Below are 23,059 nucleotides of genomic sequence, written 5' to 3'. Positions count from 1 at the left end.
ATGGCCGATACGCGCCGTTGGTTCTGGTTGGGTGGAGTGGTTCTGCTCTGCGCGTTTGTCTGGCTGTTGCATCCGATCCTGACCCCTTTTCTGGTGGCGTTGCTGCTGGCCTATCTGTTCGATCCGCTGGTGGATCGACTGGAGAAGGTCGGGCTTTCAAGGACGTGGGGTGTGGTGGCGGTATTCGCACTGTTCACCCTGATTTTCACCACGCTGCTATTGGTCTTGGTACCGCTGCTGGCCAAGCAACTGTTTCGTTTGTATGAGTTGGCACCGCAAATGCTCGACTGGCTGCAGCACACCGCACTGCCGTGGGCGCAATCGAAGTTCGGGTTGTCGGAAGGCTTCTGGAAATTTGACAGGCTCAAGGCTGCGATCAGCGAACACATGACGCAGACCAGTGACATCGTCGGTGTGGTGCTGAGTCAGGCCACCGCGTCCGGTCTCGTGTTGATTGGCTGGTTGGCCAATCTGGTGTTGATCCCGGTGGTGAGTTTTTACCTGCTGCGGGACTGGGACCTGATGATGGTGAAGCTGCGAAACCTGTTGCCCCGAGATCGCGAAGAGCGCGCTGTCTTGTTGGCTGGCGAATGCCACGAAGTGCTGGGTGCATTCGTGCGCGGGCAATTGCTGGTGATGGTGGCGCTGGGGGTGATCTACTCTGCGGGCTTGATGCTGGTGGGATTGGAGTTGGGGTTGTTGATCGGTGTGATCGCCGGTCTGGCCGCGATCGTGCCATACATGGGCTTTGTCATCGGGATTGGCGCGGCACTGATTGCCGGACTGTTCCAGTTCGGTGGCGACCTTTACCCAATGTTGGGCATCGTCGCGGTGTTCATGGTCGGTCAGGCGCTGGAAGGCATGGTGCTCACGCCAATGTTGGTAGGGGACCGGATCGGTCTGCACCCGGTGGCGGTGATTTTTGCCGTTCTGGCGGGCGGCGAGCTGTTCGGTTTCACGGGTGTGTTGCTGGCGTTGCCGGTGGCGGCGGTAATCATGGTGCTGGTGCGCCATGTGAATGATTTATATAAAGATTCTGATATGTACAGCGGTGCGGATTAGCCATAGCGGTAAGGTTCGTTGAAGGGGCGTCGCGGCCAACCCGAGTCATTGTCGGGTTGGCCTGCATCCCCTGTGTGGCTGTCACATGCACCGCCAACAAAACTGTCACCAAACCAGTGCGTTAACGCAAACCTTTGATTTTGCTTGTGGTCTGTCGCATTGTGCGACCAGCGTCACGGGTATAAACTTCGCAAACTTTACACAGAGGTCACTAACGGTTCCCTTGGAACTGTTCAGTCAGCATGAAACCGATTCAGCTGCCCCTAGGTGTGCGTCTGCGTGATGACGCTACCTTTATCAATTACTACCCAGGCGCCAATGCCGCAGCACTCGGCTATGTCGAGCGGCTATGCGAAGCCGACGCCGGGTGGACCGAAAGCCTGATTTATCTCTGGGGCAAGGACGGGGTAGGGCGTACGCACTTGTTGCAGGCGGCCTGCCTGCGCTTCGAGCAGTTGGGCGAGCCGGCGGTGTACTTGCCATTGGCCGAGCTGCTTGATCGTGGCATCTCCATTCTCGATAACCTCGAACAATACGAACTGGTCTGCCTGGATGATTTGCAGGCGGTTGCCGGTCGCGCGGATTGGGAAGAGGCGCTGTTCCATCTGTTCAATCGTCTGCGCGACAGCGGTCGTCGCCTGCTCATCGCCGCGTCGACCTCGCCGCGTGAATTGCCGGTGAAGCTGGCGGACTTGAAGTCGCGTTTGACCCTGGCCCTGATCTTTCAGATGCGCCCGCTTTCCGATGAAGACAAATTGCGCGCTTTGCAATTGCGTGCATCGCGTCGCGGTTTGCACCTGACCGATGAAGTCGGACATTTTATTTTGACCCGCGGTACTCGCAGCATGAGTGCGCTGTTCGAGTTGCTTGAGCGTCTCGATCAGGCCTCTCTTCAAGCTCAGCGCAAGCTGACAATCCCCTTCCTGAAAGAAACCCTGGGCTGGTAACAAAAGCCGGGTAACAAAGCCTGGTAAAACCTAAGCCTGGTAGGGGTTTTGGCATATTTCAGGCGCCAGGAAATGCACTTTCCTACAGGGCTGCAGGCTGCGCGAGTGTCTAAAATGGGCTTAAGCGCTTAGATGTTAGCGAGAAACCGATAAGTCACATAAAGTTCGATTGAATTTGCAAATGAGGATGATAGCGGGCATAGTCTCGGCTTCTTTAGAACTATCAGCCACGGTCGTGCCCATGCTAAAGCGCTTCGCACCCCTCGTGCCTCTCGCACTCGTCACCCTGTTGTTCGGTTGCGCTGCTCACTCTCCAGTGTCCCAGCAAGAGCAACAACAGCAGGCTAAAAATTCAGTTACGGCACAGTCTTCTTCCGTTCTTTTCCAGGATTCTCTTTACCAGGAAGAGGCGGCCACCAATAAAGAACTGGCCAGCTTTGCCGACGGCAAGTCGTACCAGCTTCCGGGTCTGGCCGACAGCATTCTCGAACGTGGCATGTCCCTGATCGGTACCCGTTACCGTTTCGGCGGTACCTCTGAAGCCGGTTTCGATTGCAGCGGCTTCATCGGTTATCTGTTCCGCGAAGAAGCGGGCATGAACCTGCCACGCTCCACTCGCGAAATGATCAACGTGGACGCGCCACTGGTAGCTCGCAGCGCACTGAAGCCAGGCGACCTGCTGTTCTTCGCCACCAACGGTCGTCGCGGCCGCGTCAGTCACGCCGGGATCTACCTGGGTGATAACCAGTTCATCCACTCCAGCAGCCGCAAAAGCGGTGGTGTTCGGGTCGATAGCCTGGGTGACAGCTACTGGAACAAGACCTTCATCGAAGCCAAGCGCGCCCTCGCGATGGCCCCGACCGTGGTCACCGCTCGCAAGTAAACGTACAAATAGTAAGGCGAAGTTAAAGTCTTACTTGAAGTTTGCCGTGTAGCCGCTAGAATTCTGATCTATCAATGATGGCAAACCGCCTGCGCCCCGCGCAGGCGGTTTTCTTTTCTGCACTCCCGGCAGAAAAAGCCGCAGCCAGATCAGGATGTTCTGCTTATGACGATGTCGGCCCGCCTCGCACTCCTGTTCTTCTCCGCAGCGCTGCTCAGCGCCTGCGCCAGCCGCACCCCGCCTGCGCCGGTGGTTCGCGCGCCGATTATTTTCGGTAACCCGCAGTCCTTTTCCCCTGAAGCAGAAGACGTGCTGTTCCGCGCGCTCGGCCTGGTGGGGACGCCGTATCGATGGGGTGGCAACACGCCGGATTCGGGCTTCGATTGCAGTGGGTTGATCGGCTACGTTTACCGTGATGTTGCCGGCATTTCCTTGCCGCGTACCACGCGCGAGATGATCAGCATGCAAGCCGCCAATGTGGGCAAGGAAGGCCTGCAAACCGGTGACCTGATTTTCTTCGCCACCAATGGCGGCTCTCAGGTCAGCCATGCCGGGATTTACGTCGGCGAAGGCCGCTTCGTGCATGCGCCCGCGACTGGCGGCACGGTGAAGCTCGACAGTCTGTCCAAAGCCTATTGGCAGAGGGCATACCTGAGCGCCAAACGCGTTCTGCAGCCCCAGCACCTGGCACGCAATCCCTAATAAAGCGCTGAACCCTGTAGGAGTGAGCCTGCTCGCGATAGCGTTGGATCAGGCAATATCGATGTGACTGTCCCAACGCTATCGCGAGCAGGCTCACTCCTACAGGGGATTGGGGGGGGGCAGTTATTTGGCTGCGGTCACGCGCCACACCTTGTTCCCCACATCATCCGCCACCAGCAAGCCACCCTGTTGATCGATCACCACGCCCACCGGCCGACCCCTGGCCTCTTCGTCGTTATTGAGGAAACCGGTTAGCACATCAACCGGTTGCCCCTTCGGTTTGCCGCCCGCAAACGCCACGAAAATCACTTTGTAGCCACTGTGCGGTTTACGGTTCCACGAGCCGTGCTGGCCGATGAAAGCCCCTTCCTTGAATTGCGCGGGCAGGGTGTTGCCTTCAGCGAACGTCAGGCCCAGCGATGCAGTGTGCGGACCCACCGCGTAGTCCGGCTTGATGGCCTTGGCCACCAGGTCCGGATTTTGCGGCTCGACGCGAATGTCGACATGTTGGCCGTAATAGCTGAATGGCCAGCCATAGAACCCGCCATCCTTGACCGAGGTGATGTAGTCCGGCACCAGGTCGCTGCCGATCTCGTCCCGCTCGTTGACCGCCGTCCACAGCGCGCCGCTGCGGGGCTCCCAGGCCAAGCCGTTGGGGTTGCGAATCCCGGAAGCGAATATCCGGTGATTGCCGGTGGCGCGGTCCACTTCCCAGATCGCCGCGCGGCCTTCTTCCTGGTCCAGGCCATTTTCCCCGACGTTGCTGTTGGAGCCCACCGTGACGTATAGCTTGCTGCCGTCTTTGCTGGCGATGACGTTTTTGGTCCAGTGATGATTCAGCGTGCCCCCTGGCAGATCAACCACTTTGATCGGTGGTGACTTGATCGCCGTGGCACCGCTTTCATAGTGAAAACGTAGCAGGCGGTCGGTGTCGGCCACGTACAGGTCATTGCCGACCAGCGTCATGCCGAAGGGTGAATTGAGGTTTTCCAGGAACACCGTGCGGGTTTCGGCGATGCCGTCGTGGTCCTTGTCACGCAGCAGCGTGATGCGGTTCGGGCTGGGGACCGCAGCACCGGCGCGCCCCATGGCTTTGCCCATGACCCAGCCACGAATGCCTTTGCGGTCATCGGGTTTGGGCGGCGCGCTGGTTTCGGCCACCAGCACGTCACCGTTGGGCAGTACGTAGAGCCAGCGCGGGTGATCGAGGCCTTCAGCAAAGGCGGCCACTTGGGTCCCGGCGGCAGCTGTGGGTTTAACGCCGTCTGGCCAGCCGACCGCCTGAGCGACGTTCACCGTCGGGATCAGGGTTTTATTCGGTTCGGGTAGCTTGGGTGACGGGCCGGTGCCGTCGGAGACTTGCAGGCGGGAGGTTTCACCACAGGCGGCAAGCCCTCCGGCGAGCACGATGACGAGAACAATCGGGGACTTGCGCATGCTGGTCTTCCCTATGAATGCAGTGTCTTATTCATAGAGAAGATAAACGCAGCGATGGTTCAACCAGTCAGCCGCGAGCTTCCTTGAACAAGACGGCGATGCCCGGGTGATAGTTACCGGCTTCGTTACGCAACTTGCGGTAGGCGTAGGGGAAATACCAGGCCACCGCGCAGCAATGTTCCTTTTGCAGGTCGTCGACCATGTCCTGAAGTTCTTCCGGGGTGGCGCTCTGCTGGGCTTTTTGCGGGGCAACGAACAAACAGCCGAGTTTCAGGTCGCTGGCGTAACTGATGCGTTTGGCGTCGCTGGTGATGTCCTGCAACGCCTGCGACAGGTTCAGGCTGTTGACCTTGGGCCAGCGTTGAGTGGCCTGAAGATAGGCACGCTGTTCGGCGGTCGCGATAAACAGATCGGCGCGGGCGTTGCGTTCGCCCTCTTCGATTTGTTTGCGCGTCGGTGAGTTTTGCAGTGTGACCATTTCCGCCATCCACGCAGCAGTAGAGAGCAAGCCAAGGTTGGCCTTTTCGTCATGCCAGTAAGGCGCTTCGTTATCGCCGCGAGTCGTGTTGTAGCGGTCGATACAGTCAAACCAGCGTTCCAGTACCGGCCGCAGGAATTCCAGCTTCGGATTGCTGATGATCATGCCTTGCATGTTGCTCACCCTTGTAATTGTGTTGTTGTTGGGTTGTGGCTCTTTGATATCACTGCTGGCCGTGTGCTGCAAGATTGGCGTCAGTAAATTGGCCGGCGGCAGTATATCGCTCGCCGCGGCTTTGTCTTCATTTGACGCTCCACCCCCAACCCTCTAACCTTCGCGGCTTGTTTCAGGTGCTCTGTGGCAGTGGCCGACAGAGTGAAACAGGGAAGCCGGTGAGTGACTATCGTCAAACGACGAATCCTCACGATCCCGGCGCTGCCCCCGCAACGGTAAATGAGTCAAGACTGTGCCTTGAGCCACTGTGTCAATTGTCGACATGGGAAGGCGCGCAGTCCGGCAGAACGCTGCTCATGAGCCCGGAGACCGGCCTGATTCATCCAGTGGCATCACGGTGGGCGATGCCAGGCTTCTTGCCGTCTATTCTTGTGCCTGCCCGCCGTTATCCAGCCTCAACGGAGAGCTCCCCCATGACCGATACCCCAGATCGTGACGAACGTCATTTGGCGCGCATGCAGCGCAAAAAAGCCGTGATCGACGAACGCATCGCCAATTCCCCGAACGAGTGCGGCTTGCTGCTGGTGCTGACCGGTAACGGTAAAGGCAAAAGCAGTTCGGCATTCGGCATGCTCGCCCGGTCCATGGGCCACGGCATGCAATGCGGTGTGGTGCAGTTCATCAAGGGCCGCAACAGCACCGGCGAAGAACTGTTCTTCCGCCGCTTCCCGGAGCAAGTGCGTTTTCATGTCATGGGCGAGGGCTTTACCTGGGAAACCCAGGACCGCCAGCGTGACATTGCCGCCGCCGAAGCCGCCTGGGCAGTGTCCCGTGAATTGCTCAGCGATCCGTCCATCGGTCTGGTGGTACTGGATGAGTTGAACATCGCCCTCAAGCACGGCTACCTCGACCTTGATCAGGTGCTCAGCGATTTGCAGGCGCGCCCACCGATGCAACATGTGGTGGTAACCGGTCGCGGCGCCAAGCCGGAAATGATTGAACTGGCCGACACCGTCACCGACATGGGCGTGATCAAACACGCGTTCCAGGCCGGGATCAAAGCGCAAAAAGGCGTCGAGCTGTGAATCAACCACGTCATTGCCCGGCGGTACTGATTGCCGCGCCGGCCTCCGGTCAGGGCAAGACCACCGTCACCGCCGCCCTGGCCCGTTTGCATCGCAATCAGGGGCACAAGGTGCGCGTGTTCAAATGCGGCCCGGACTTTCTCGACCCGATGATTCTCGAGCGCGCCAGCGGTGCGCCGGTGTATCAACTGGACATGTGGATGGTCGGCGAGCAGGAAAGTCGTCGACTGTTGTGGGAAGCGGCGGGTGACGCGGACTTGATCCTCATCGAAGGCGTCATGGGGCTGTTCGACGGTACGCCGTCCAGCGCCGACCTGGCGCGGCACTTTGGTGTGCCGGTGCTTGCTGTAATCGACGGCACTGCCATGGCGCAGACCTTTGGTGCGTTGGCGTTGGGCTTGGCGAAGTATCAGCCGGACTTGCCGTTTGCCGGCGTGTTGGCCAACCGTGTTGGCACCTTGCGTCACGCGCAATTGCTCGAAGGCAGCCTGACCGAAGGTTTGCGCTGGTACGGCGCTTTGTCGCGGGAAACCGGGATCGAATTGCCTAGTCGGCATTTAGGTCTGGTCCAGGCCAGTGAGCTGAATGATCTCGATCTGCGCCTCGATGCGGCGGCCAATGCGTTGGCCAGCAGCTGTGAAGTGGCATTGCCGCCGGCGGTGGAATTTGCAGCCCCGGATGTAATCGCGGTCGAACCGTTGCTCGCGGGTGTGCGAATTGCTGTGGCCCGTGATGAAGCGTTCGCGTTCACCTACGGCGCGAGCCTGGATTTGTTGCGAACCATGGGCGCCGAGCTGTCCTTTTTCTCACCCATCCGCGACAGTGAATTACCGGAGGCTGACAGCCTTTATCTACCCGGCGGTTATCCGGAATTGCACCATGTGGCGCTGTCACAAAATACCTCGATGCTGAATGCGATTCGCGCACACCAAGCAGCGGGTAAACCGCTGTTGGCCGAGTGTGGCGGCATGTTGTATCTGCTCGACTCGTTGACTGATGTCGAAGGCACTCGCGCCGAACTGGTGGGGCTGCTCAACGGCGACGCGGTGATGCAAAAGCGTCTGGCCGCGTTGGCGTTGCAAGCGGTCGAACTGCCGGAAGGTGCGTTGCGCGGGCACACGTATCACCATTCGCTGACCAGTACCGAGCTTGAGCCGATTGCGCGTGGCCTGAGCCCGAATGGCGGGCGGGGTGCGGAGGCGGTTTATCGTGAGGGGCGGATGACAGCTTCTTATGTGCACTTTTATTTTCCGTCCAATCCATCGGCGGTTGCCGCGCTTTTTGCGCCTGACCTTGAAGCCGCCATCGCGAGCAGGCTCACTCCTACATTGGATCACCTGAACCCTGTGGGAGCGAGCCTGCTCGCGAAGAGGCCATGAGCGACAACGCATTCTCCGAAGCCGAACTCGCAGCGGTCTACCGCGCCATCGCCGAACGTCGCGACATGCGTCACTTCAGCGGCGGCACCGTCGAGCCCGAACTATTGCGACGCCTGCTCGAAGCTGCGCATCAAGCGCCGAGCGTCGGCCTGATGCAGCCCTGGCGCTTCATCCGCATCAGTGACCGAGCCCTGCGCGGCAAGATCCAGTTGCTGGTGGAAGAAGAACGCATCCGCACCGCCGAAGCCCTCGGCGAGCGCACCGACGAATTCATGAAGCTCAAGGTCGAAGGCATCAACGACTGCGCCGAGGTGTTGGTCGCGGCGTTGATGGACGATCGCGAACGCCACATCTTCGGCAGGCGCACCTTGCCGGAAATGGACATGGCCTCGTTGTCCTGTGCGATCCAGAACCTCTGGCTGGCCTCTCGTGCCGAAGGCCTGGGCATGGGCTGGGTGTCGCTGTTTGAGCCGCAAGCGTTGGCGGACCTGCTGGGTTTGCCGGCCGGGGCCAAGCCATTGGCGATTCTTTGTCTGGGACCGGTCAAGGAATTCTATCCAGCGCCGATGCTGGTGCTCGAAGGGTGGGCGCAAGCGCGTCCGCTCAGTGAGTTGCTGTATGAAAATTATTGGGGAGTGAGTCAATGAGTGTGGCGTTATTGAGTGTCGCCGCGGTTGCGCTGGACGCGCTGCTGGGTGAGCCCAAACGCTGGCATCCGCTGGTGGCGTTCGGCCGTTTTGCCGAGCGCATCGAGCAACGATTCAACGGCGGTGGCCGCGGCTGGCGCAGCCATGGCGTCACCGCGTGGGTGCTGGCGGTGCTGCCGCTAACCTTGCTCGCCACGGCATTGTCCTGGGCGCCTTATGTCGGTTGGGTCGTCGAGATTCTCGCGCTGTATTGCGCCCTCGGCATGCGCAGCCTCGGTGAACACGTCGAGCCGGTGGCCAAAGCCCTGCGCAGTGATGACCTGGAAGAAGCGCGTACACGTGTGGGGTATCTGGTTAGTCGCCAGACCAGCGAGTTGGATAAAACCGCAGTCGCCCGTGCGGCCACCGAGTCGGTGCTGGAGAACGGCAGCGATGCGGTGTTTGCCGCGCTGTTCTGGTTTGCCGTGGCCGGTGCGCCCGGTGTGGTGCTCTACCGTTTGAGCAACACGCTGGATGCGATGTGGGGTTATCGCAATGAACGCTTTGAGCGATTCGGCTGGGCGGCGGCGAAGATCGACGACGTCCTCAATTACATTCCCGCACGCTTGGTGGCGTTGACCTACGCGCTGCTGGGAAAAACCCGCCTGGCGTTGAAATGCTGGCGTACGCAAGGCCCGACCTGGGACAGCCCGAATGCCGGCCCGGTGATGGCGGCGGGCGCTGGTGCATTGGGCGTCGAGTTGGGCGGGGCGGCGATTTATCACGGTGAACTGCATCAGCGTCCGCAACTGGGCGAAGGCGTGCCGGCGGATGCCGATTCCATTGACCGTGGCTGGCAATTGGTTCAGCGAGGGGTATGGTTATGGTTGCTGATTCTCTGCGTGGGGGCTGAATTCTATGCTTGAGCACGGTGGCCGATTGCGCAAGGCGGCGCGCGAATACGGCATCGCAGAAGCTGATTGGCTCGACTTGTCCAGCGGCCTGGCGCCCTGGCCATTTCCGGTCCCGGACATCCCGCTGCGCGCCTGGGCACGTTTGCCGGAAACCGGAGACGGCCTGGAGCAGGCGGCCTGCGACTATTACAGCGCGGCTCAAGTGCTGCCGGTCGCCGGTTCGCAAATGGCCATCCAATTACTCCCGCGTTTACGGCGTGCCGGCAAGGTCGGCGTGCTGTCGCCGTGCTACGCCGAACACGCCGAAGCCTGGCGGCGCTGTGGTTACATCGTGCGTGAGGTGCTGGAGCAGGAAGTCGACTTCTTTATCGACAGCCTCGACGTGCTGGTGGTGGTCAACCCGAACAACCCGACCGGCCTGAGCCTGACCCCGAGTCGTCTGCTCGACTGGCACACCCGACTGGCCTCGCGCGGCGGCTGGCTGGTGGTGGACGAGGCGTTCATGGACAACACGCCGCAGTTGAGTGTGGCGCCGTTTACCCATCTGGTCGGCTTGATTGTATTGCGTTCGTTCGGCAAGTTTTTCGGTCTGGCTGGTGTGCGGTTGGGCTTTGTACTCGCTGAGCGCAAGCTGCTCAACTTGCTTGCCGAGCAAGTGGGGCCGTGGGCGGTCAGCGGGCCGACCCGAGTGATTGGCCAGGCCTGTCTGCTGGACACCGAAGGTCACGCCCGCCAGCGACAGCGCAGCGAAGAAGCCAGCGAGCGGCTGGCGCGGCTGCTTGAGCAGTTCGGGTTCAAGCCGCAGGGCGGATGCGCCTTGTTCCAATGGCTGATCACCGATCAAGCCGAGCAGTTGCATGAGTTCATGGCCCGTCAGGGCATTTTGCTGCGCTTGTTCCCACACAACAGCAGTCTTCGTTTTGGCTTGCCCGCTGACGAAGCGGACTGGACACGCCTGGCGCAAGCCTTTGAAACCTACGTCAAGGAAGCCCAATGAGCACATTGATGGTGCAGGGCACCACGTCCGACGCCGGTAAAAGCACTCTGGTGACGGCGCTGTGTCGCTGGGTGGTGCGCCAGGGCGTGCGTGTCGTACCGTTCAAGCCGCAGAACATGGCGCTCAACAGCGCGGTGACCGCTGACGGTGGTGAAATCGGTCGCGCGCAAGCCGTGCAGGCCCAGGCCGCCAACCTTGAACCGCACACCGACATGAACCCGGTGCTGCTCAAACCCAACAGCGACACCGGCGCTCAAGTGATCATTCATGGTCGCGCCGTCACGACGATGAACGCCGTCGCTTATCACGACTACAAAGCCATCGCCATGCAAGCGGTGCTGGCCTCCCATGAACGCTTGAGCGCGGCGTATCCGGTGGTGATGGTCGAAGGCGCGGGCTCGCCCGCCGAGATCAATCTGCGGGCCGGCGATATCGCCAACATGGGCTTTGCCGAAGCGGTGGATTGCCCGGTGTTGCTGATTGCCGACATCAATCGCGGCGGAGTTTTTGCGCATCTGGTGGGCACGCTGGAATTGCTCTCGCCGACTGAACAGGCGCGAATAAAAGGCTTCATCATCAATCGTTTTCGCGGCGACATCGCCTTGCTGCAGCCCGGCCTCGATTGGCTCGAAGAGCGCACCGGCAAACCGGTGATCGGTGTCCTGCCATACGTGATGGACCTGCACCTGGAGGCCGAAGACGGCATCGATCAGCGCCAGACCGACAAGGCCGATCAGGTGCTGAAAGTGCTGGTGCCGGTGCTGCCGCGCATCAGCAACCACACCGACTTCGATCCACTGCGCCTGCACCCGCAAGTGGATCTGCAATTCATCGGCCCCGGCCAGGCGATTCCGCCAGCCGACCTGATCATCCTGCCCGGCTCGAAAAGTGTGCGTAGCGACCTCGCGTATTTGCGGGCCAATGGCTGGGATTTGGCGATCAGTCGCCATCTGCGCTATGGCGGAAAAGTGCTGGGGATTTGTGGCGGTTTGCAAATGCTCGGTGAGCACCTGCATGACCCGTTGGGCCTGGAAGGCGCACCGGGTTCGAGTGCCGGTCTGGGGCTGCTGGCGTTCGAAACACAGCTCGAAGAAGAGAAGCAATTGCGCAACGTGCGCGGGCGTTTGGCCCTGGAAGATGCCGTCGTCAGCGGTTATGAAATCCATGCCGGCGTGACCACCGGGCCCGCGTTGGAAAACGCAGCCGTGCAGTTGGACGATGGTCGCTGCGATGGTGCGCAAAGTGTGGATGGGCAGATATTCGGCACCTATCTGCATGGTCTGTTTGAATCACCGGCGGCGTGCAGTGCGTTGCTGCGCTGGGCGGGTTTGCAGGCGGTGCAGGAGGTCGATTACCACGCATTACGCGAGCGGGATATCGAGCGGTTGGCGGATCTGGTGGAGCAGCATTTGGATACCGGGCTGCTGCGTCAGCTCTGCGGGATTTGAGGTGAATTCATCGCGAGCAGGCTCACTCCTACATTGGATCGCCAGTGAATATAAATTTTGTGTTCGCCATCGACCCACTGTGGGAGTGAGCCTGCTCGCGATGAGGCCAGTCGCAACGCCGCCATTTAAAGGTAAATGACCATGCTCCAACTGATTCTCGGCGGCGCCCGCTCCGGCAAAAGTCGTCTGGCCGAAAAACTCGCCACCGACAGCCAACTGGCCGTGACCTACATCGCCACCAGCCAACCGCTGGACGGCGAAATGAACGACCGCGTCGCCCATCACCGCGCCCGGCGTCCCGCCGAATGGGCATTGATCGAAGAACCGGTCGAACTCGCCCGCGTCCTGCGCGAAACCGCACGTGCCAACCGCTGCCTGCTGGTGGATTGCCTGACGCTGTGGATGACCAATCTACTGATGCTCGATGACGCCGAACGCCTCAACGCTGAACGCGAAGCCCTGTTGGACTGCCTGGCCTCGTTGCCGGGTGAAATCATTTTTGTCAGCAACGAGACCGGAATGGGTGTCGTGCCGTTGGGCGAATTGACTCGCCGCTACGTCGATGAAGCCGGTTGGCTGCATCAAGCGTTGGCCGAGCGCTGCCAGCGTGTCGTCCTGACCGTCGCTGGCCTGCCCCTGACTTTGAAAGGAACTGCGTTATGACTCAATCCTGGTGGCTGAACCCGTGCAAGCCGATCAATGCGCAAGCCGTCGAACAGGCGCAGGCGCGCCAACAGCAACTGACCAAACCAGCCGGCTCCCTCGGCCAACTGGAATCAGTGGCGGTGCAATTGGCCGGGTTGCAGGGGCAGGTCAAGCCGAGTCTGGATCACCTGTGGATCGCGATTTTTGCCGGTGACCATGGTGTCGTGGCTGAAGGCGTGTCGGCGTTTCCTCAGGAAGTCACCGGGCAGATGCTGCACAACTTCGTCAACGGCGGTGCGGCGATCAGTGTATTGGCGCGACAGTTGGGCGCTTCCCTTGAGGTGGTGGATCTGGGCACGGTCACGCCAACCTTGAATCTGCCTGGTGTGCGCCACTTGAACGTTGGCCCCGGCACGGCGAATTTCGTCAAAGGCCCGGCCATGACGACGGCCCAGGGCGAACTGGCATTGCAGGCAGGTCGTGACAGCGTGCAGCGCGCCATCGCAGCCGGGGTGCAGTTGTTTATCGGCGGTGAAATGGGCATCGGCAACACTACCGCAGCCAGTGCATTGGCCTGTGCCTTGCTCGATTGCCCGGTGGTGCATCTGGCCGGGCCGGGCACCGGTCTGGACGCGGCGGGCGTCAGTCACAAAGCTCAGGTTATCGAGCGTGCGTTGGCGCTGCACAGTGCTCAGCGCGGGGACGCTTTGCAGACGCTGTTCAACCTCGGCGGCTTTGAAATTGCCGCGCTGGTTGGCGCGTATCTGGCGTGTGCGCAGGATGGCGTGGCGGTGCTGGTCGATGGGTTCATTTGCAGTGTCGCGGCATTGGTGGCGGTGCGTTTGAATCCTGATTGTCGTGAGTGGCTGCTGTTCGGTCATCGTGGCGCCGAGCCTGGCCATCGTCATGTGCTGGAAACCCTGAACGCCGAACCGTTGCTGGATCTTGGTCTGCGCCTGGGCGAGGGCAGCGGTGCTGCGCTGGCCGTGCCGTTGTTGCGTCTGGCCTGCGATCTTCACGGGCAGATGGCGACCTTCGCCGAAGCGGCCGTTGCGGACCGTCCGGCATGACGTTGCGTCTGGACCTGTTGCGACATGGCGAGACCGAACTCGGTGGCGGGTTGCGCGGCAGTCTCGATGACGCACTGACCGCAAAAGGCTGGGAGCAGATGCGCGCGGCGGTGATCGAGCAGGGGCCATGGGATCGTTTGGTCAGCTCGCCATTACAGCGTTGTGCACGGTTTGCTGAAGAGCTCGGCGAGCAACTGGGATTGCCGGTGCACTTGGAAAAAGACCTGCAAGAAATGCACTTCGGTGCCTGGGAAGGGCAGAGCGCTGCGGCGTTGATGGAAACCGATGCCGAAGCATTGGGCCTGTTCTGGGCTGATCCTTATTCGTTTACGCCGCCGGACGGTGAGCGGGTGGCGGACTTTTCCAAACGGGTAGTGGCGGCCATTGAACGACTGGTTGTTGCTTATGCTGGCGAGCGGATTCTGTTGATCAGCCATGGTGGGGTCATGCGTTTGTTGCTGGCGCAAGCCCGGGGTTTGCCGCGCGAGCAGTTACTCAATGTCGAAGTCGCTCATGGCTCGTTGTTTTCGTTGAGCGTCGAACCCGGCGTTATTCTCAAGGAAGCGATCTGACCATGCTGCCATTCTGGATTGCCCTGCAATTTTTGAGCAGTCTGCCGATTCGCCTGCCCGGCATGCCGACGCCTCTGGAATTGGGCCGTTCGCTGTTGTTTTATCCGCTGGTGGGGCTGTTGTTCGGCGCGATTCTATGGGCACTGAATTGGCTGTTACTGGGTACGCCATTGTTGCTGCATGCCGCGTTGTTGCTGACGGTTTGGGTTCTGCTCAGCGGGGCGTTGCACCTGGACGGTCTGGCCGATAGCGCCGACGCATGGCTCGGCGGATTTGGCGACCGGGAACGTACGCTGACGATCATGAAAGACCCGCGCAGCGGACCGATTGCGGTGGTGACGCTGGTGTTGGTGTTGTTGCTGAAGTTCGCGGCGTTGCTGGCATTGATCGAGCAGCAGCACGGTGTGTTCTTGATCATCGTTCCGCTGATCGGCCGTAGCGCGATGCTGGGTTTGTTTCTGGCCACGCCGTATGTGCGCGCGGGCGGACTGGGGCAGGCGCTGGCTGATCATCTGCCGCGATTGGCGGGTAAACAGGTGTTGGTGGTCAGTGCGTTGGGCTGTGTTTTGATTGCAGGTCTGAGTGGGGTTTGGGCGCTTGTGCTGGCGGCAGTGGTTTTTGCGTGGCTGCGGCAGGTGATGTTGCGTCGATTGGGCGGGACGACAGGGGACACGGCCGGGGCGATGCTGGAGTTACTGGAGACGGCGGTGCTGATAGGATTGGCGTTGGTCTGACGGCTCCTGTGGTAAAAGTACCGGCCCCGCTCGCGAATACGGTCCATCAGACACATCGATATCTTGATTTAATACAACCGCGGGTATATACACGCACCATGCTCGACTCCCAATGTTTATGCATCAACCTGCGTCGCGCCGCCCGTGGCGTCAGCAGGCATTACGACGGCGCTCTCGACGGCTTCGGGATCAACGTTGCCCAGTATTCTTTGCTGTGCAATTTACAGCGTCTGGATCAACCGAGTATCTCCACCCTCGCCGAAGCCATGGGCCTGGACCGCAGCACCCTCGGGCGCAACTTACGGGTGCTGGAAGGCGAAGGGTTGGTGATGTTGGTCGAGGGCGAGGACATGCGTAATCGCATCGTCCGACTGACCGAGGCCGGTGCCGAACGTCTGAAGGCCGCTTTGCCGGCCTGGGAAGCGGCCCAGCAACGGTTGATTGATCGATTGGGCGCCGAGAAACGTGAAACCTTGCTGCGACTGCTGGATGAACTGGCCTGAAGCCGGTTTTTCCGATCTTAAGCGGGTATATACCCGCTACCGGGGAATAAGAAATGACATCGATGTGGCGTACTTGCGGTTGGGTGTTGTTGGGGAGTGCGCTGATTCTTGCGTTGTCATTGGGCGTGCGCCACGGCTTCGGGCTGTTTCTGGCGCCGATGAGTGCCGAGTTCGGCTGGGGGCGTCAGACCTTTGCGTTTGCCATCGCCTTGCAGAATCTGATCTGGGGCCTGGCGCAGCCCTTCACCGGTGCGCTGGCCGACCGCTTCGGTGCGGCGAAAGTGGTGCTGGTCGGTGGCGTTCTGTATGCCCTGGGCCTGGTGTTCATGGGGCTGTCTGATTCCGCCGTGACACTGTCCCTGAGTGCCGGCCTGTTGATCGGCATCGGCCTGTCCGGCACCTCGTTCTCGGTGATCCTCGGCGTGGTCGGCCGTGCGGTGCCACCCGAGAAGCGCAGCATGGGCATGGGCATCGCCAGTGCGGCCGGTTCGTTCGGTCAGTTCGCGATGTTGCCGGGCACGTTGGGCTTGATCGGTTGGCTCGGCTGGTCCGCCGCGTTGCTGGTGCTGGGCCTGTTGGTGGCGTTGATCGTGCCGCTGGTGAGCATGCTCAAGGACAAACCATTGCCGGTTCTCGGCCATGAACAAACCCTCTCCGAAGCGCTACATGAAGCTTGCTCTCACTCGGGGTTTTGGCTGTTGGCGTTCGGCTTCTTCGTGTGCGGTTTCCAGGTGGTGTTCATCGGGGTGCATTTGCCGGCTTATCTGGTGGATCAACACCTTCCGGCCACCGTCGGCACCACGGTGCTGGCGCTGATCGGGTTGTTCAACATCTTCGGTACGTACACCGCCGGCTGGCTCGGCGGGCGTATGTCGAAACCGCGCTTGCTGACTGGTCTGTACTTGCTGCGGGCGGTGGTGATTGCGCTATTCCTGTGGGCGCCGGTGACGACGACCACGGCGTACCTGTTCGGCATGGCCATGGGGTTTCTGTGGCTGTCGACGGTGCCGTTGACCAACGGCACGGTGGCGACCTTGTTTGGTGTGCGAAACCTGTCCATGCTCGGTGGGATTGTTTTCCTGTTTCACCAGCTTGGCTCGTTTCTCGGCGGCTGGTTGGGCGGGGTGGTGTATGACCGAACCGGGAGCTATGACTTGATCTGGCAAGTGGCAATTCTCTTGAGCCTGTTGGCAGCAGCCCTGAACTGGCCGGTGCGTGAGCGGCCGGTAGCGCGGCTTCAATCACAGATGAGTGCGATATGAACCGTCTTTGGCCGCGGATCGCTGTAGCGGCCGTCTGCGCCTTGCTGCTGGCGTTGTCGTGGTGGGGCTGGCATCAGGGCGGGCTGGCGCTGATGCAGTTGGGCATGGGTGCTTGCTAGCGAGTGGCGAGGGCGAGTAACTTCGTTTTTGACGATTTATCAAGGATGCACCGACATGTTGAAGCGCTGGATTGCAGTCCCCGCGTTGCTGGTGGCGTTTACCGGGCTGGCTCAGGCGGGCGAGTGCCCGGAGCTGTTGCAAGGCTCATTGCAAAAGCTGCGCGCCAAAGAATTCATCGACCTGTGCCAGCGGTTTGAGGGTAAACCGCTGGTGGTAGTCAATACCGCGAGCCACTGCGGTTTCGCCCCGCAGTTCAAGAGCCTTGAGGCGCTCAATCAGCGATTCAAGGGGCAGGGGCTGGAGGTGATTGGCGTTCCATCGAATGACTTTAAGCAAGAGTCCAAGGACACCGCCGAGACCGCCAAGGTCTGTTACGTGAACTACGGCGTGACCTTCACCATGACCGAACCGCAGGCAGTGCGAGGTGAAGACGCGACGCATCTGTTCAAGGTCCTGGCCAAACAGACCAGCGCGCCGAAGTGGAATTTCTACAAATATGTGGTCGATCGCAAGGGCCAGGTCATCGCAAATTTTTCCAGCCTGACCAAACCCGATGATCCCGAGTTCATTGCAGCGGTGGAGCAAGCCCTGGCTTCCCAACCCTGATCAACGCCCACTAAAAAGCCCCGCCTCTGTAGCAGAGAGCGGGGCTTTTTTGATTCAGTCGGCGAGTGGTTCAGGCTGGCCGTGAGTCATCAGAAGCGGTAGGTCGCGCCGAGACCGAAACCGTTCGCCGAGTTTTCATACTTGGCGTTGTAGGTCTGGCCACGGTCGTTGCTGTTGTTGATCTTGACCGACTCTTCGCGCAGGTACGAATACGCCAGGTCGATGGTCAGGTCGTCGGTCGGGCTCCAACCGGCGCCCAGACTGAATGCCTTGCGATCACCTGTCGGGATGCGTGGGGAGCGGTCAACGTTGTTGGTTGGTGCCTGGTCAACGGACAGACCGCCACGCAGTACCCATTGCTTGTTCAGCTGGTAGGCCGCGCCGATGGCGTGAGCCCAGGTGTCGTGCCAGTTCTGTTCTTCGGTGATGGTACCGAATTGGCCGTTCAGGACAGTTGGAACACCACTGTTTTCAACGGTGATTTCTTTCAGGCGGCTCCAGCGAGTCCAGGTGCTGCCTGCGTAAAGAGTCCACTGGTCGTTGAGCTGGTGAGTGACCGAGAAGTCCACCGATTCAGGCGTGGTCACGTCCAGCGAAGCGTCGTATTTCTGGTTCGGGTTCTGGCCGATCAAGCCCAGTACGTTGTAGTTGACCTTGGTGTTGCCATCGAGCGTGTAATCCACTTTCGAGTGGTAGGTCAGGCCGACGCGAGTGCTGTCGGTCGCTTGAACCAGCACGCCGATGTTGTAGCCCAGCGCGGTGTCGTCACCGGTGATCTTGACCTCGCCGTCTGGCGCGGCCTGGGTGATCGACAGGTTCGATTCCAGGGTGCCGTTGATGTGGTTGATGGTCGGACCGAAACCGATGGAAACCTTGTCGTTGAAGGCGTAGCTGACAGTCGGTTGCAGGGTGACGACTTTTACTTCGCTCTTGCTACCGAAGTAACGACCGGCAAAGCCGTTTTCGTAGTCAGTCACCAGACCGAACGGTGCGTACACGCCAATACCGAAGGCCCACTTGTCGTCGATTGGCTTGACGTAGTAGCCCATAGGTACGGCGATGAGCGGTACCATGTCGCCGTCGTTGCTGCCGCCGTTCGGGAAGGAGCTTGCGTCGCTGATGTCAGTGTGTGCGTCGATCATCGCAAGACCGCCGGTGACTTGTTCGCGCTTGATGCGGGACATACCGGCAGGGTTGCCAAAAATTGTACTTGCGTCATCGGCAGAGGAAGATCGCCCGGCAAAACCCGTACCCATCCCGCTGATGCTTTGTTCGTTAACAGCAAAGCCACTTGCAAAGATCTGGGTGGATGCCAGGGTAACGGCGAGGCTAAGGGTGGTTTTGAGCATTACTTTTTTCATTATTCGAACTCGAGGTGATCACCGGGGCGAAAATTACCAACATTTTCGTCCCAGCGCCATAGGCTGAATGCCTTGAGTTAGAGCGGTTTTGTAGGACAATCCAACCAAGTTGACGGCCGATTGCACGATCTTGTGAAATGGGTGGGTCAGCAAGCGACCTGATTCAGGGGTGAAACACAGGTTTGCCAGGCGCTGGTGAAATCGCGCAGACGCCCTTGAGGCTGAAAGGTCTGACGCCAGATGCGGGCCATGCCTAACAAGTCATCGGCGGCGGGGAGGGGGGTGTTCTGTTCTTCTACCAGCAGCCAGGCGATGGCGGTGGCGTAACGCAGGTTAACGGTCAATTCCAGGTGCGGCCCGCTGAGAAAGGCATGTTGGCTGGCCAGGCCGCGGACAAGGCTCGCCCGTTCGGGGTCCAGTGCCAGATAGTGATCCCAAAGTGCCTGGTGGCGGGGTTCGGCGATTCGGTAGAGGCCGTGTCCACGGCGGTCATGCAGGGCGGAGCCAAGGGCTGACTGACTGGCGGCGATGCCCAGCAGCAAGGATTCGGCAGTTGCGCTATGGCGTCCGAGGTAAATCAATGTCGGACGAATCACATAACGGCACAGTTCGCTGGCAGCGATACCCATAAAGCCCTCGAAACATGAAGTAGGCGGCGATACCTGAGGGAAGCGTTGGCAGCGGTGGATCGAATCAGGCTCGCCGGAAGCGGATCAGACCGCTTGAGTTGAAGTGTAGTGTCATATTCGCGCTGTAAAGGTATGTTTTTAAAATATTTCCAGCTTCGAGTTATAACCGTTATATCGGTTAGTGCTTAGCGGCTATCTGCGAAAAGAGAAATAACGGGCAATAAAAAGCCCCGCTTTTTGAGCAGGGCTTTTGGGTTTTTCAGTCTTTCTGGCGTCTCAGGCAATCAATGCCTGGCGGGTACGCTCGATCACGGCCTGCAGCGGTTCTGCGCTGGAGTATTGATCGGGGTACAGACGTTCGCTGTGACGAGCGATGCCGTGTTCATTGACCAGAGTGAAACTGAAGCAGCCTTTGCGAGCAGCCATGATCAGGCAGTTCATTGGTGCAAAAGCGTTGGTTAGGGTGCGGATTGCATCCAGGGTATGGATTTGAGTAGTCATTATTTGGGTGTTCCTACAAGCGACACGGATAAGAACCGTGCAAAGTTAAAACGTTCCAGTGACGACGACCACCATTGGTCGAACGAAGAACCCGACTGGAACAAAGCAGCCAGTTTGAAGCGCTGATAATTGGCGCGCTTGGGCTGGCAGGTAGGTACTTAGGAGGGCAGGCAACACATCAAGGGCAAAGGTTCTGGGCCCGGGGTGAAGATCCTGATCAATTTGCAGGCTGGTTCGGTCAGAGTAAGTGAGCTTCGCAACACCCTTCGCATTTGTTCGAAGGCTGTGTTGGCGCAAGGTTTACCTGGAAACCATCGAGGTGGTCGATCCTGTTTTGTCGGTGGAGGCTTCTCTTGAGGGAAGGCTGACCGCGAGGATTTGTTCGACCAGAATTGACTTTCAGCTTGGTACTAACGCCGCGGATACTAACCGATTGAATTTGAGAATGGAAGTGTGTTAGCAAAAAAGATAAATCAGCCCGCGCAACGCGCCCTGCAAATGCTCACATTTCGACAGGTGGTTGCAGTCACTCATCGGAGCGCGATCTGCCTGGATCAAGGGTTTTCCCGGTTTATCCCCAGAAGTCACGCAAAAACGCGCCGAAAAAGTGCGTCCATATAACCGCCTCGAAGGGAGTTGTGCACATAAGTTGCGCAGACTGTAACCCCACTGTCATTCAGGCCCTGGCCGTAGTGGGTGCCTGTATTGAAATTTTAAGTCAATGAAAAACATCGCTTTTTTTTACTGGTGAAAAAATCGTCAGTTTGACTGCGAGCCCCGTCCCACAGGGCTTTGCGAGAGTTCAAGAGCGGTTGTCCACTGAGTTATCCACAGCTTCTGTGGATTGTCCCGAGCGCTTGCTCTAGGACGGGCGTGCTGGGTTTTTTTAGGCTTTACCTGTCAGAAAAAAAGAGTAGAGTTGCGCGCCTTCCGATCTGTCCCACAGTGCTTTATGAAGTTTCGCTCAGTATCAATCGCTGCTGCCTCCGTGCCTCCCAATGTGACCCCGCCCAAGCGCTTTTCGATGCGCGTGGCCGAGTGGCTGCTGGACAGTCCGCGTCTCGGGGATAACCCCAACATCAAGCACTTCGCCGGACGCTTGCTCAAACAGCCTGCCCGTGAAGGCGTCGTGGCCGCGCAAAGCCGCCTCGGACAACTGATGTGCCGCGAATGCGGCAATGCCCGTGATCGGCGCATTGGTCAGGAACTGTTGCGCCAGGCCGCGCGAGCAGGGGACGCGCGCGCCCAACAGGAACTGGGGCTAATCGAAGACTGAGCTGTCCAAGTCTGGTTGCCTTGGTTAACCTTCAAGCTTTATCTCATCGGCAGGAATCCCTATGGCTATGGACTTGACCAGCCTCTTACTCGGTCTGGCGGGCGCTGGTCTGCCGTTGCTGGTACTGGCGTGGCAAATTCAGCGCCGTGCGAGCGTCTCGCAAGCCGGGGTGGCACTGCTGGAGGAGCGTCTGGCCATGGCGCAGTTGGCGCAGGACGGTTTGAATGCCCAACTCGACGCCAGTCGCGATGAAATCGGTGATCTGAGCCAGGCTAACGCCGCCAGGCAGGCAGACCTTGCCGCTGCGCGCCGTGAAGTTGAACTGCTGCAAATCGAACGCGACGATGCCCGCGATGCAGCTCATGCCTGGAACATTGAGCGCGCCGGTAAAGAAGCTGAGCTGCGTCGCCTGGACATGCAGGCGGCCTCACTCAGCGCCGAGCTGCGCGAGCAACAGGAAAGCCATCAGCAGCGCCTCAGTGACCTGCAAGGTTCGCGAGACGAGCTGCGTGCACAGTTTGCCGAACTGGCTGGCAAGATTTTCGACGAGCGTGAGCAACGCTTTGCCGAAACAAGTCAGCAGCGACTGGGTCAGCTGCTCGACCCTTTGAAAGAACGCATTCAGTCCTTCGAAAAACGCGTCGAGGAAAGTTATCAGGCCGAAGCTCGCGAGCGTTTCTCGCTGGCCAAGGAGCTGGAGCGCCTGCAACAGCTGAACCTGCGCCTGAGCGACGAAGCCACCAACCTGACGCGCGCCCTCAAAGGTCAGAAAACCCAGGGCAACTGGGGCGAGCTGATTCTTGAGCGAGTGCTTGAACACGCGGGTCTGGAGAAGGGCCGTGAGTACCAGACCCAAGTCAATCTCAAAGGCCCGGACGGTGAGCGCTTCCAGCCGGATGTGATTATTTACCTGCCGGGCGACAAACAGGTGGTAGTCGACTCCAAGGTCAGCCTGACGGCCTATCAGCAATACGTGGCAGCCGAGGACGACGCCATCGGCCAGATCGCCATCAAGCAGCACGTACTGTCGCTGCGCAATCACGTCAAAGGCTTGGCCGGCAAGGATTACAAACGGCTCGACGGCTTGCACAGCCTGGATTTCGTGTTGCTCTTCGTGCCCATCGAAGCGGCGTTTTCCGCCGCCTTGCAGGCGGAGCCGACGCTGTTCCAGGAGGCGTTCGACCGCAACATCGTGATCGTCAGCCCCACTACTTTATTGGCGACTCTGCGGGTCATCGACAGTCTGTGGAAACAGGAGCGCCAGAGCCAGAACGCCCGGGAAATCGCCGAGCGCGCCGGGTGGCTGTACGACAAGTTCGTGTTGTTTATTCAGGACCTGGACGAAGTCGGCAATCGCTTGCAGCAACTGGACAAAGCCTACAGCTCTGCGCGCAACAAGCTGACAGAAGGCCGCGGTAATCTGGTCAGTCGCAGCGAACAGCTGAAGTTGCTCGGCGCGCGAGCGAGCAAGAGCTTGCCGGCAGATTTGCTGGAGCGGGCGATGACTGATGTGGATGGCCTGGTCGAGTTGCCGGAGTAATCCGAAAAGCATCGCGAGCAGGCTCGCTCCCACATGAGCTGCGCAAAACCCTGTGGGAGCGAGCCTGCTCGCGATGGCGGCAGTTGCCCCCTACAAGGCTAAAATCTG

Annotated in this window: 25 protein-coding genes and 1 riboswitch; of the genes, 20 read left to right on the top strand and 5 right to left on the bottom strand. The window is 59.7% G+C overall.

The window, feature by feature from the left end; all coding sequences use genetic code 11:
• The 4 genes from KGB06_RS08860 (at window position 1) to KGB06_RS08845 (ending at window position 3,594) form a co-directional block, all read left to right on the top strand.
• Entirely contained in the window at window positions 1-1,062 is a 1,062-nt protein-coding gene (locus KGB06_RS08860) for an AI-2E family transporter (RefSeq protein ID WP_223514103.1), read from the top strand.
• A 242-nt stretch (window positions 1,063-1,304) separates the two neighbouring features.
• Window positions 1,305-2,009: a DnaA regulatory inactivator Hda gene (gene hda / locus KGB06_RS08855; RefSeq protein WP_010456804.1), complete on the top strand. Its 705-nt coding sequence runs from the start codon at window positions 1,305-1,307 to the stop codon at window positions 2,007-2,009.
• A 241-nt stretch (window positions 2,010-2,250) separates the two neighbouring features.
• Window positions 2,251-2,892, top strand: a complete 642-nt coding sequence (locus KGB06_RS08850) for a C40 family peptidase (RefSeq protein WP_223514099.1) — start codon at window positions 2,251-2,253, stop codon at window positions 2,890-2,892.
• 165 nt (window positions 2,893-3,057) lie between these two features.
• Window positions 3,058-3,594 (top strand): C40 family peptidase, encoded by a 537-nt coding sequence (locus KGB06_RS08845; protein ID WP_223514096.1) that lies wholly within the window; start codon window positions 3,058-3,060, stop codon window positions 3,592-3,594.
• 123 nt (window positions 3,595-3,717) lie between these two features.
• Here the strand turns inward: KGB06_RS08845 and KGB06_RS08840 are convergent, their stop codons facing one another.
• Together KGB06_RS08840 and KGB06_RS08835 are read right to left on the bottom strand one after the other, a co-directional pair.
• The gene (locus tag KGB06_RS08840; RefSeq protein WP_223514093.1) at window positions 3,718-5,031 is read right to left on the bottom strand and encodes a PQQ-dependent sugar dehydrogenase; all 1,314 of its coding nucleotides are present in this window, start codon (window positions 5,029-5,031) and stop codon (window positions 3,718-3,720) included.
• 67 nt (window positions 5,032-5,098) lie between these two features.
• A complete protein-coding gene (locus KGB06_RS08835; protein WP_223514090.1) occupies window positions 5,099-5,683 on the bottom strand; it encodes a hypothetical protein in 585 nt (194 codons plus the stop codon).
• Window positions 5,684-5,840: 157 nt separating this feature from the next.
• Window positions 5,841-6,076, top strand: a riboswitch (cobalamin riboswitch).
• Between the two features lie 80 nt (window positions 6,077-6,156).
• Here KGB06_RS08835 and cobO point away from each other — a divergent pair.
• From cobO to KGB06_RS08770, 14 genes are all read left to right on the top strand, one after another.
• Window positions 6,157-6,768 carry a cob(I)yrinic acid a,c-diamide adenosyltransferase gene (gene cobO, locus KGB06_RS08830; RefSeq protein ID WP_223514086.1) on the top strand — a complete coding sequence of 204 codons (612 nt, stop codon included), beginning with the start codon at window positions 6,157-6,159 and terminating at the stop codon, window positions 6,766-6,768.
• Window positions 6,765-8,147, top strand: a complete 1,383-nt coding sequence (locus KGB06_RS08825) for a cobyrinate a,c-diamide synthase (protein WP_223514057.1) — start codon at window positions 6,765-6,767, stop codon at window positions 8,145-8,147. The genes cobO and KGB06_RS08825 overlap by 4 nt, the downstream gene beginning before the upstream one ends.
• Complete coding sequence (gene bluB / locus KGB06_RS08820; RefSeq protein WP_223514055.1) at window positions 8,144-8,794, top strand: 5,6-dimethylbenzimidazole synthase; 651 nt, start codon at window positions 8,144-8,146, stop codon at window positions 8,792-8,794. Before KGB06_RS08825 ends, bluB begins: the two co-directional genes overlap by 4 nt.
• Entirely contained in the window at window positions 8,791-9,699 is a 909-nt protein-coding gene (gene cbiB / locus KGB06_RS08815; RefSeq protein WP_223514053.1) for an adenosylcobinamide-phosphate synthase CbiB, read from the top strand. Before bluB ends, cbiB begins: the two co-directional genes overlap by 4 nt.
• On the top strand, window positions 9,692-10,684 hold the full coding sequence (gene cobD / locus KGB06_RS08810; protein WP_223514051.1) for a threonine-phosphate decarboxylase CobD: 993 nt from the start codon (window positions 9,692-9,694) through the stop codon (window positions 10,682-10,684). Before cbiB ends, cobD begins: the two co-directional genes overlap by 8 nt.
• On the top strand, window positions 10,681-12,132 hold the full coding sequence (locus KGB06_RS08805; protein WP_223514049.1) for a cobyric acid synthase: 1,452 nt from the start codon (window positions 10,681-10,683) through the stop codon (window positions 12,130-12,132). Before cobD ends, KGB06_RS08805 begins: the two co-directional genes overlap by 4 nt.
• A 141-nt stretch (window positions 12,133-12,273) precedes the next feature.
• The gene (cobU, locus tag KGB06_RS08800; protein WP_223514047.1) at window positions 12,274-12,795 is read left to right on the top strand and encodes a bifunctional adenosylcobinamide kinase/adenosylcobinamide-phosphate guanylyltransferase; all 522 of its coding nucleotides are present in this window, start codon (window positions 12,274-12,276) and stop codon (window positions 12,793-12,795) included.
• Window positions 12,792-13,847, top strand: a complete 1,056-nt coding sequence (cobT, locus tag KGB06_RS08795; RefSeq protein WP_223514045.1) for a nicotinate-nucleotide--dimethylbenzimidazole phosphoribosyltransferase — start codon at window positions 12,792-12,794, stop codon at window positions 13,845-13,847. Before cobU ends, cobT begins: the two co-directional genes overlap by 4 nt.
• Window positions 13,844-14,419: an alpha-ribazole phosphatase family protein gene (gene cobC, locus KGB06_RS08790; RefSeq protein ID WP_223514042.1), complete on the top strand. Its 576-nt coding sequence runs from the start codon at window positions 13,844-13,846 to the stop codon at window positions 14,417-14,419. The genes cobT and cobC overlap by 4 nt, the downstream gene beginning before the upstream one ends.
• Before the next feature lie 2 nt (window positions 14,420-14,421).
• Entirely contained in the window at window positions 14,422-15,153 is a 732-nt protein-coding gene (locus tag KGB06_RS08785) for an adenosylcobinamide-GDP ribazoletransferase (RefSeq protein WP_223514039.1), read from the top strand.
• 98 nt (window positions 15,154-15,251) lie between these two features.
• On the top strand, window positions 15,252-15,656 hold the full coding sequence (locus KGB06_RS08780) for a MarR family winged helix-turn-helix transcriptional regulator (protein ID WP_223514036.1): 405 nt from the start codon (window positions 15,252-15,254) through the stop codon (window positions 15,654-15,656).
• A 53-nt stretch (window positions 15,657-15,709) separates the two neighbouring features.
• Window positions 15,710-16,918, top strand: coding sequence for an MFS transporter (locus tag KGB06_RS08775; protein ID WP_223514035.1), 1,209 nt, complete (start codon window positions 15,710-15,712; stop codon window positions 16,916-16,918).
• Complete coding sequence (locus KGB06_RS29880; RefSeq protein ID WP_263288213.1) at window positions 16,915-17,037, top strand: hypothetical protein; 123 nt, start codon at window positions 16,915-16,917, stop codon at window positions 17,035-17,037. The genes KGB06_RS08775 and KGB06_RS29880 overlap by 4 nt, the downstream gene beginning before the upstream one ends.
• A 55-nt stretch (window positions 17,038-17,092) precedes the next feature.
• A complete protein-coding gene (locus KGB06_RS08770; RefSeq protein WP_223514033.1) occupies window positions 17,093-17,644 on the top strand; it encodes a glutathione peroxidase in 552 nt (183 codons plus the stop codon).
• Window positions 17,645-17,733: 89 nt separating this feature from the next.
• On the opposite strand, the gene KGB06_RS08765 is transcribed toward KGB06_RS08770, so the two are convergent.
• From KGB06_RS08765 to KGB06_RS08755, 3 genes are all read right to left on the bottom strand, one after another.
• Window positions 17,734-19,005, bottom strand: a complete 1,272-nt coding sequence (locus KGB06_RS08765; protein WP_223514032.1) for an OmpP1/FadL family transporter — start codon at window positions 19,003-19,005, stop codon at window positions 17,734-17,736.
• A 146-nt stretch (window positions 19,006-19,151) separates the two neighbouring features.
• Window positions 19,152-19,634 (bottom strand): hypothetical protein, encoded by a 483-nt coding sequence (locus KGB06_RS08760; protein ID WP_150778613.1) that lies wholly within the window; start codon window positions 19,632-19,634, stop codon window positions 19,152-19,154.
• A 276-nt stretch (window positions 19,635-19,910) separates the two neighbouring features.
• Window positions 19,911-20,135 (bottom strand): hypothetical protein, encoded by a 225-nt coding sequence (locus KGB06_RS08755; protein WP_223514030.1) that lies wholly within the window; start codon window positions 20,133-20,135, stop codon window positions 19,911-19,913.
• A gap of 952 nt (window positions 20,136-21,087) precedes the next feature.
• Here KGB06_RS08755 and KGB06_RS08750 point away from each other — a divergent pair.
• Both KGB06_RS08750 and rmuC read left to right on the top strand, forming a co-directional pair.
• Window positions 21,088-21,411 carry a sel1 repeat family protein gene (locus tag KGB06_RS08750; protein ID WP_317849371.1) on the top strand — a complete coding sequence of 108 codons (324 nt, stop codon included), beginning with the start codon at window positions 21,088-21,090 and terminating at the stop codon, window positions 21,409-21,411.
• Between the two features lie 175 nt (window positions 21,412-21,586).
• Complete coding sequence (gene rmuC, locus KGB06_RS08745; RefSeq protein WP_223514213.1) at window positions 21,587-22,951, top strand: DNA recombination protein RmuC; 1,365 nt, start codon at window positions 21,587-21,589, stop codon at window positions 22,949-22,951.
• Window positions 22,952-23,059: the final 108 nt, after the last annotated feature.

The organism is Pseudomonas sp. GL-B-19, from assembly GCF_019956415.1.
In the GTDB taxonomy this organism is placed as follows: Bacteria; Pseudomonadota; Gammaproteobacteria; order Pseudomonadales; family Pseudomonadaceae; genus Aquipseudomonas.
This window is presented reverse-complemented; position numbering and strand designations above follow the sequence as displayed.

Coding starts and splice junctions, on each gene's coding strand:
- KGB06_RS08860 (WP_223514103.1), top strand. CDS start 1: ATGGCCGATACGCGCCGTTGGTTCTGGTTGGGTGGAGTGGTTCTGCTC.
- hda (WP_010456804.1), top strand. CDS start 1,305: ATGAAACCGATTCAGCTGCCCCTAGGTGTGCGTCTGCGTGATGACGCT.
- KGB06_RS08850 (WP_223514099.1), top strand. CDS start 2,251: ATGCTAAAGCGCTTCGCACCCCTCGTGCCTCTCGCACTCGTCACCCTG.
- KGB06_RS08845 (WP_223514096.1), top strand. CDS start 3,058: ATGACGATGTCGGCCCGCCTCGCACTCCTGTTCTTCTCCGCAGCGCTG.
- KGB06_RS08840 (WP_223514093.1), bottom strand. CDS start 5,031: ATGCGCAAGTCCCCGATTGTTCTCGTCATCGTGCTCGCCGGAGGGCTT.
- KGB06_RS08835 (WP_223514090.1), bottom strand. CDS start 5,683: ATGCAAGGCATGATCATCAGCAATCCGAAGCTGGAATTCCTGCGGCCG.
- cobO (WP_223514086.1), top strand. CDS start 6,157: ATGACCGATACCCCAGATCGTGACGAACGTCATTTGGCGCGCATGCAG.
- bluB (WP_223514055.1), top strand. CDS start 8,144: ATGAGCGACAACGCATTCTCCGAAGCCGAACTCGCAGCGGTCTACCGC.
- cbiB (WP_223514053.1), top strand. CDS start 8,791: ATGAGTGTGGCGTTATTGAGTGTCGCCGCGGTTGCGCTGGACGCGCTG.
- cobD (WP_223514051.1), top strand. CDS start 9,692: ATGCTTGAGCACGGTGGCCGATTGCGCAAGGCGGCGCGCGAATACGGC.
- KGB06_RS08805 (WP_223514049.1), top strand. CDS start 10,681: ATGAGCACATTGATGGTGCAGGGCACCACGTCCGACGCCGGTAAAAGC.
- cobU (WP_223514047.1), top strand. CDS start 12,274: ATGCTCCAACTGATTCTCGGCGGCGCCCGCTCCGGCAAAAGTCGTCTG.
- cobT (WP_223514045.1), top strand. CDS start 12,792: ATGACTCAATCCTGGTGGCTGAACCCGTGCAAGCCGATCAATGCGCAA.
- cobC (WP_223514042.1), top strand. CDS start 13,844: ATGACGTTGCGTCTGGACCTGTTGCGACATGGCGAGACCGAACTCGGT.
- KGB06_RS08785 (WP_223514039.1), top strand. CDS start 14,422: ATGCTGCCATTCTGGATTGCCCTGCAATTTTTGAGCAGTCTGCCGATT.
- KGB06_RS08780 (WP_223514036.1), top strand. CDS start 15,252: ATGCTCGACTCCCAATGTTTATGCATCAACCTGCGTCGCGCCGCCCGT.
- KGB06_RS08775 (WP_223514035.1), top strand. CDS start 15,710: ATGACATCGATGTGGCGTACTTGCGGTTGGGTGTTGTTGGGGAGTGCG.
- KGB06_RS29880 (WP_263288213.1), top strand. CDS start 16,915: ATGAACCGTCTTTGGCCGCGGATCGCTGTAGCGGCCGTCTGCGCCTTG.
- KGB06_RS08770 (WP_223514033.1), top strand. CDS start 17,093: ATGTTGAAGCGCTGGATTGCAGTCCCCGCGTTGCTGGTGGCGTTTACC.
- KGB06_RS08765 (WP_223514032.1), bottom strand. CDS start 19,005: ATGAAAAAAGTAATGCTCAAAACCACCCTTAGCCTCGCCGTTACCCTG.
- KGB06_RS08760 (WP_150778613.1), bottom strand. CDS start 19,634: ATGGGTATCGCTGCCAGCGAACTGTGCCGTTATGTGATTCGTCCGACA.
- KGB06_RS08755 (WP_223514030.1), bottom strand. CDS start 20,135: ATGACTACTCAAATCCATACCCTGGATGCAATCCGCACCCTAACCAAC.
- KGB06_RS08750 (WP_317849371.1), top strand. CDS start 21,088: ATGAAGTTTCGCTCAGTATCAATCGCTGCTGCCTCCGTGCCTCCCAAT.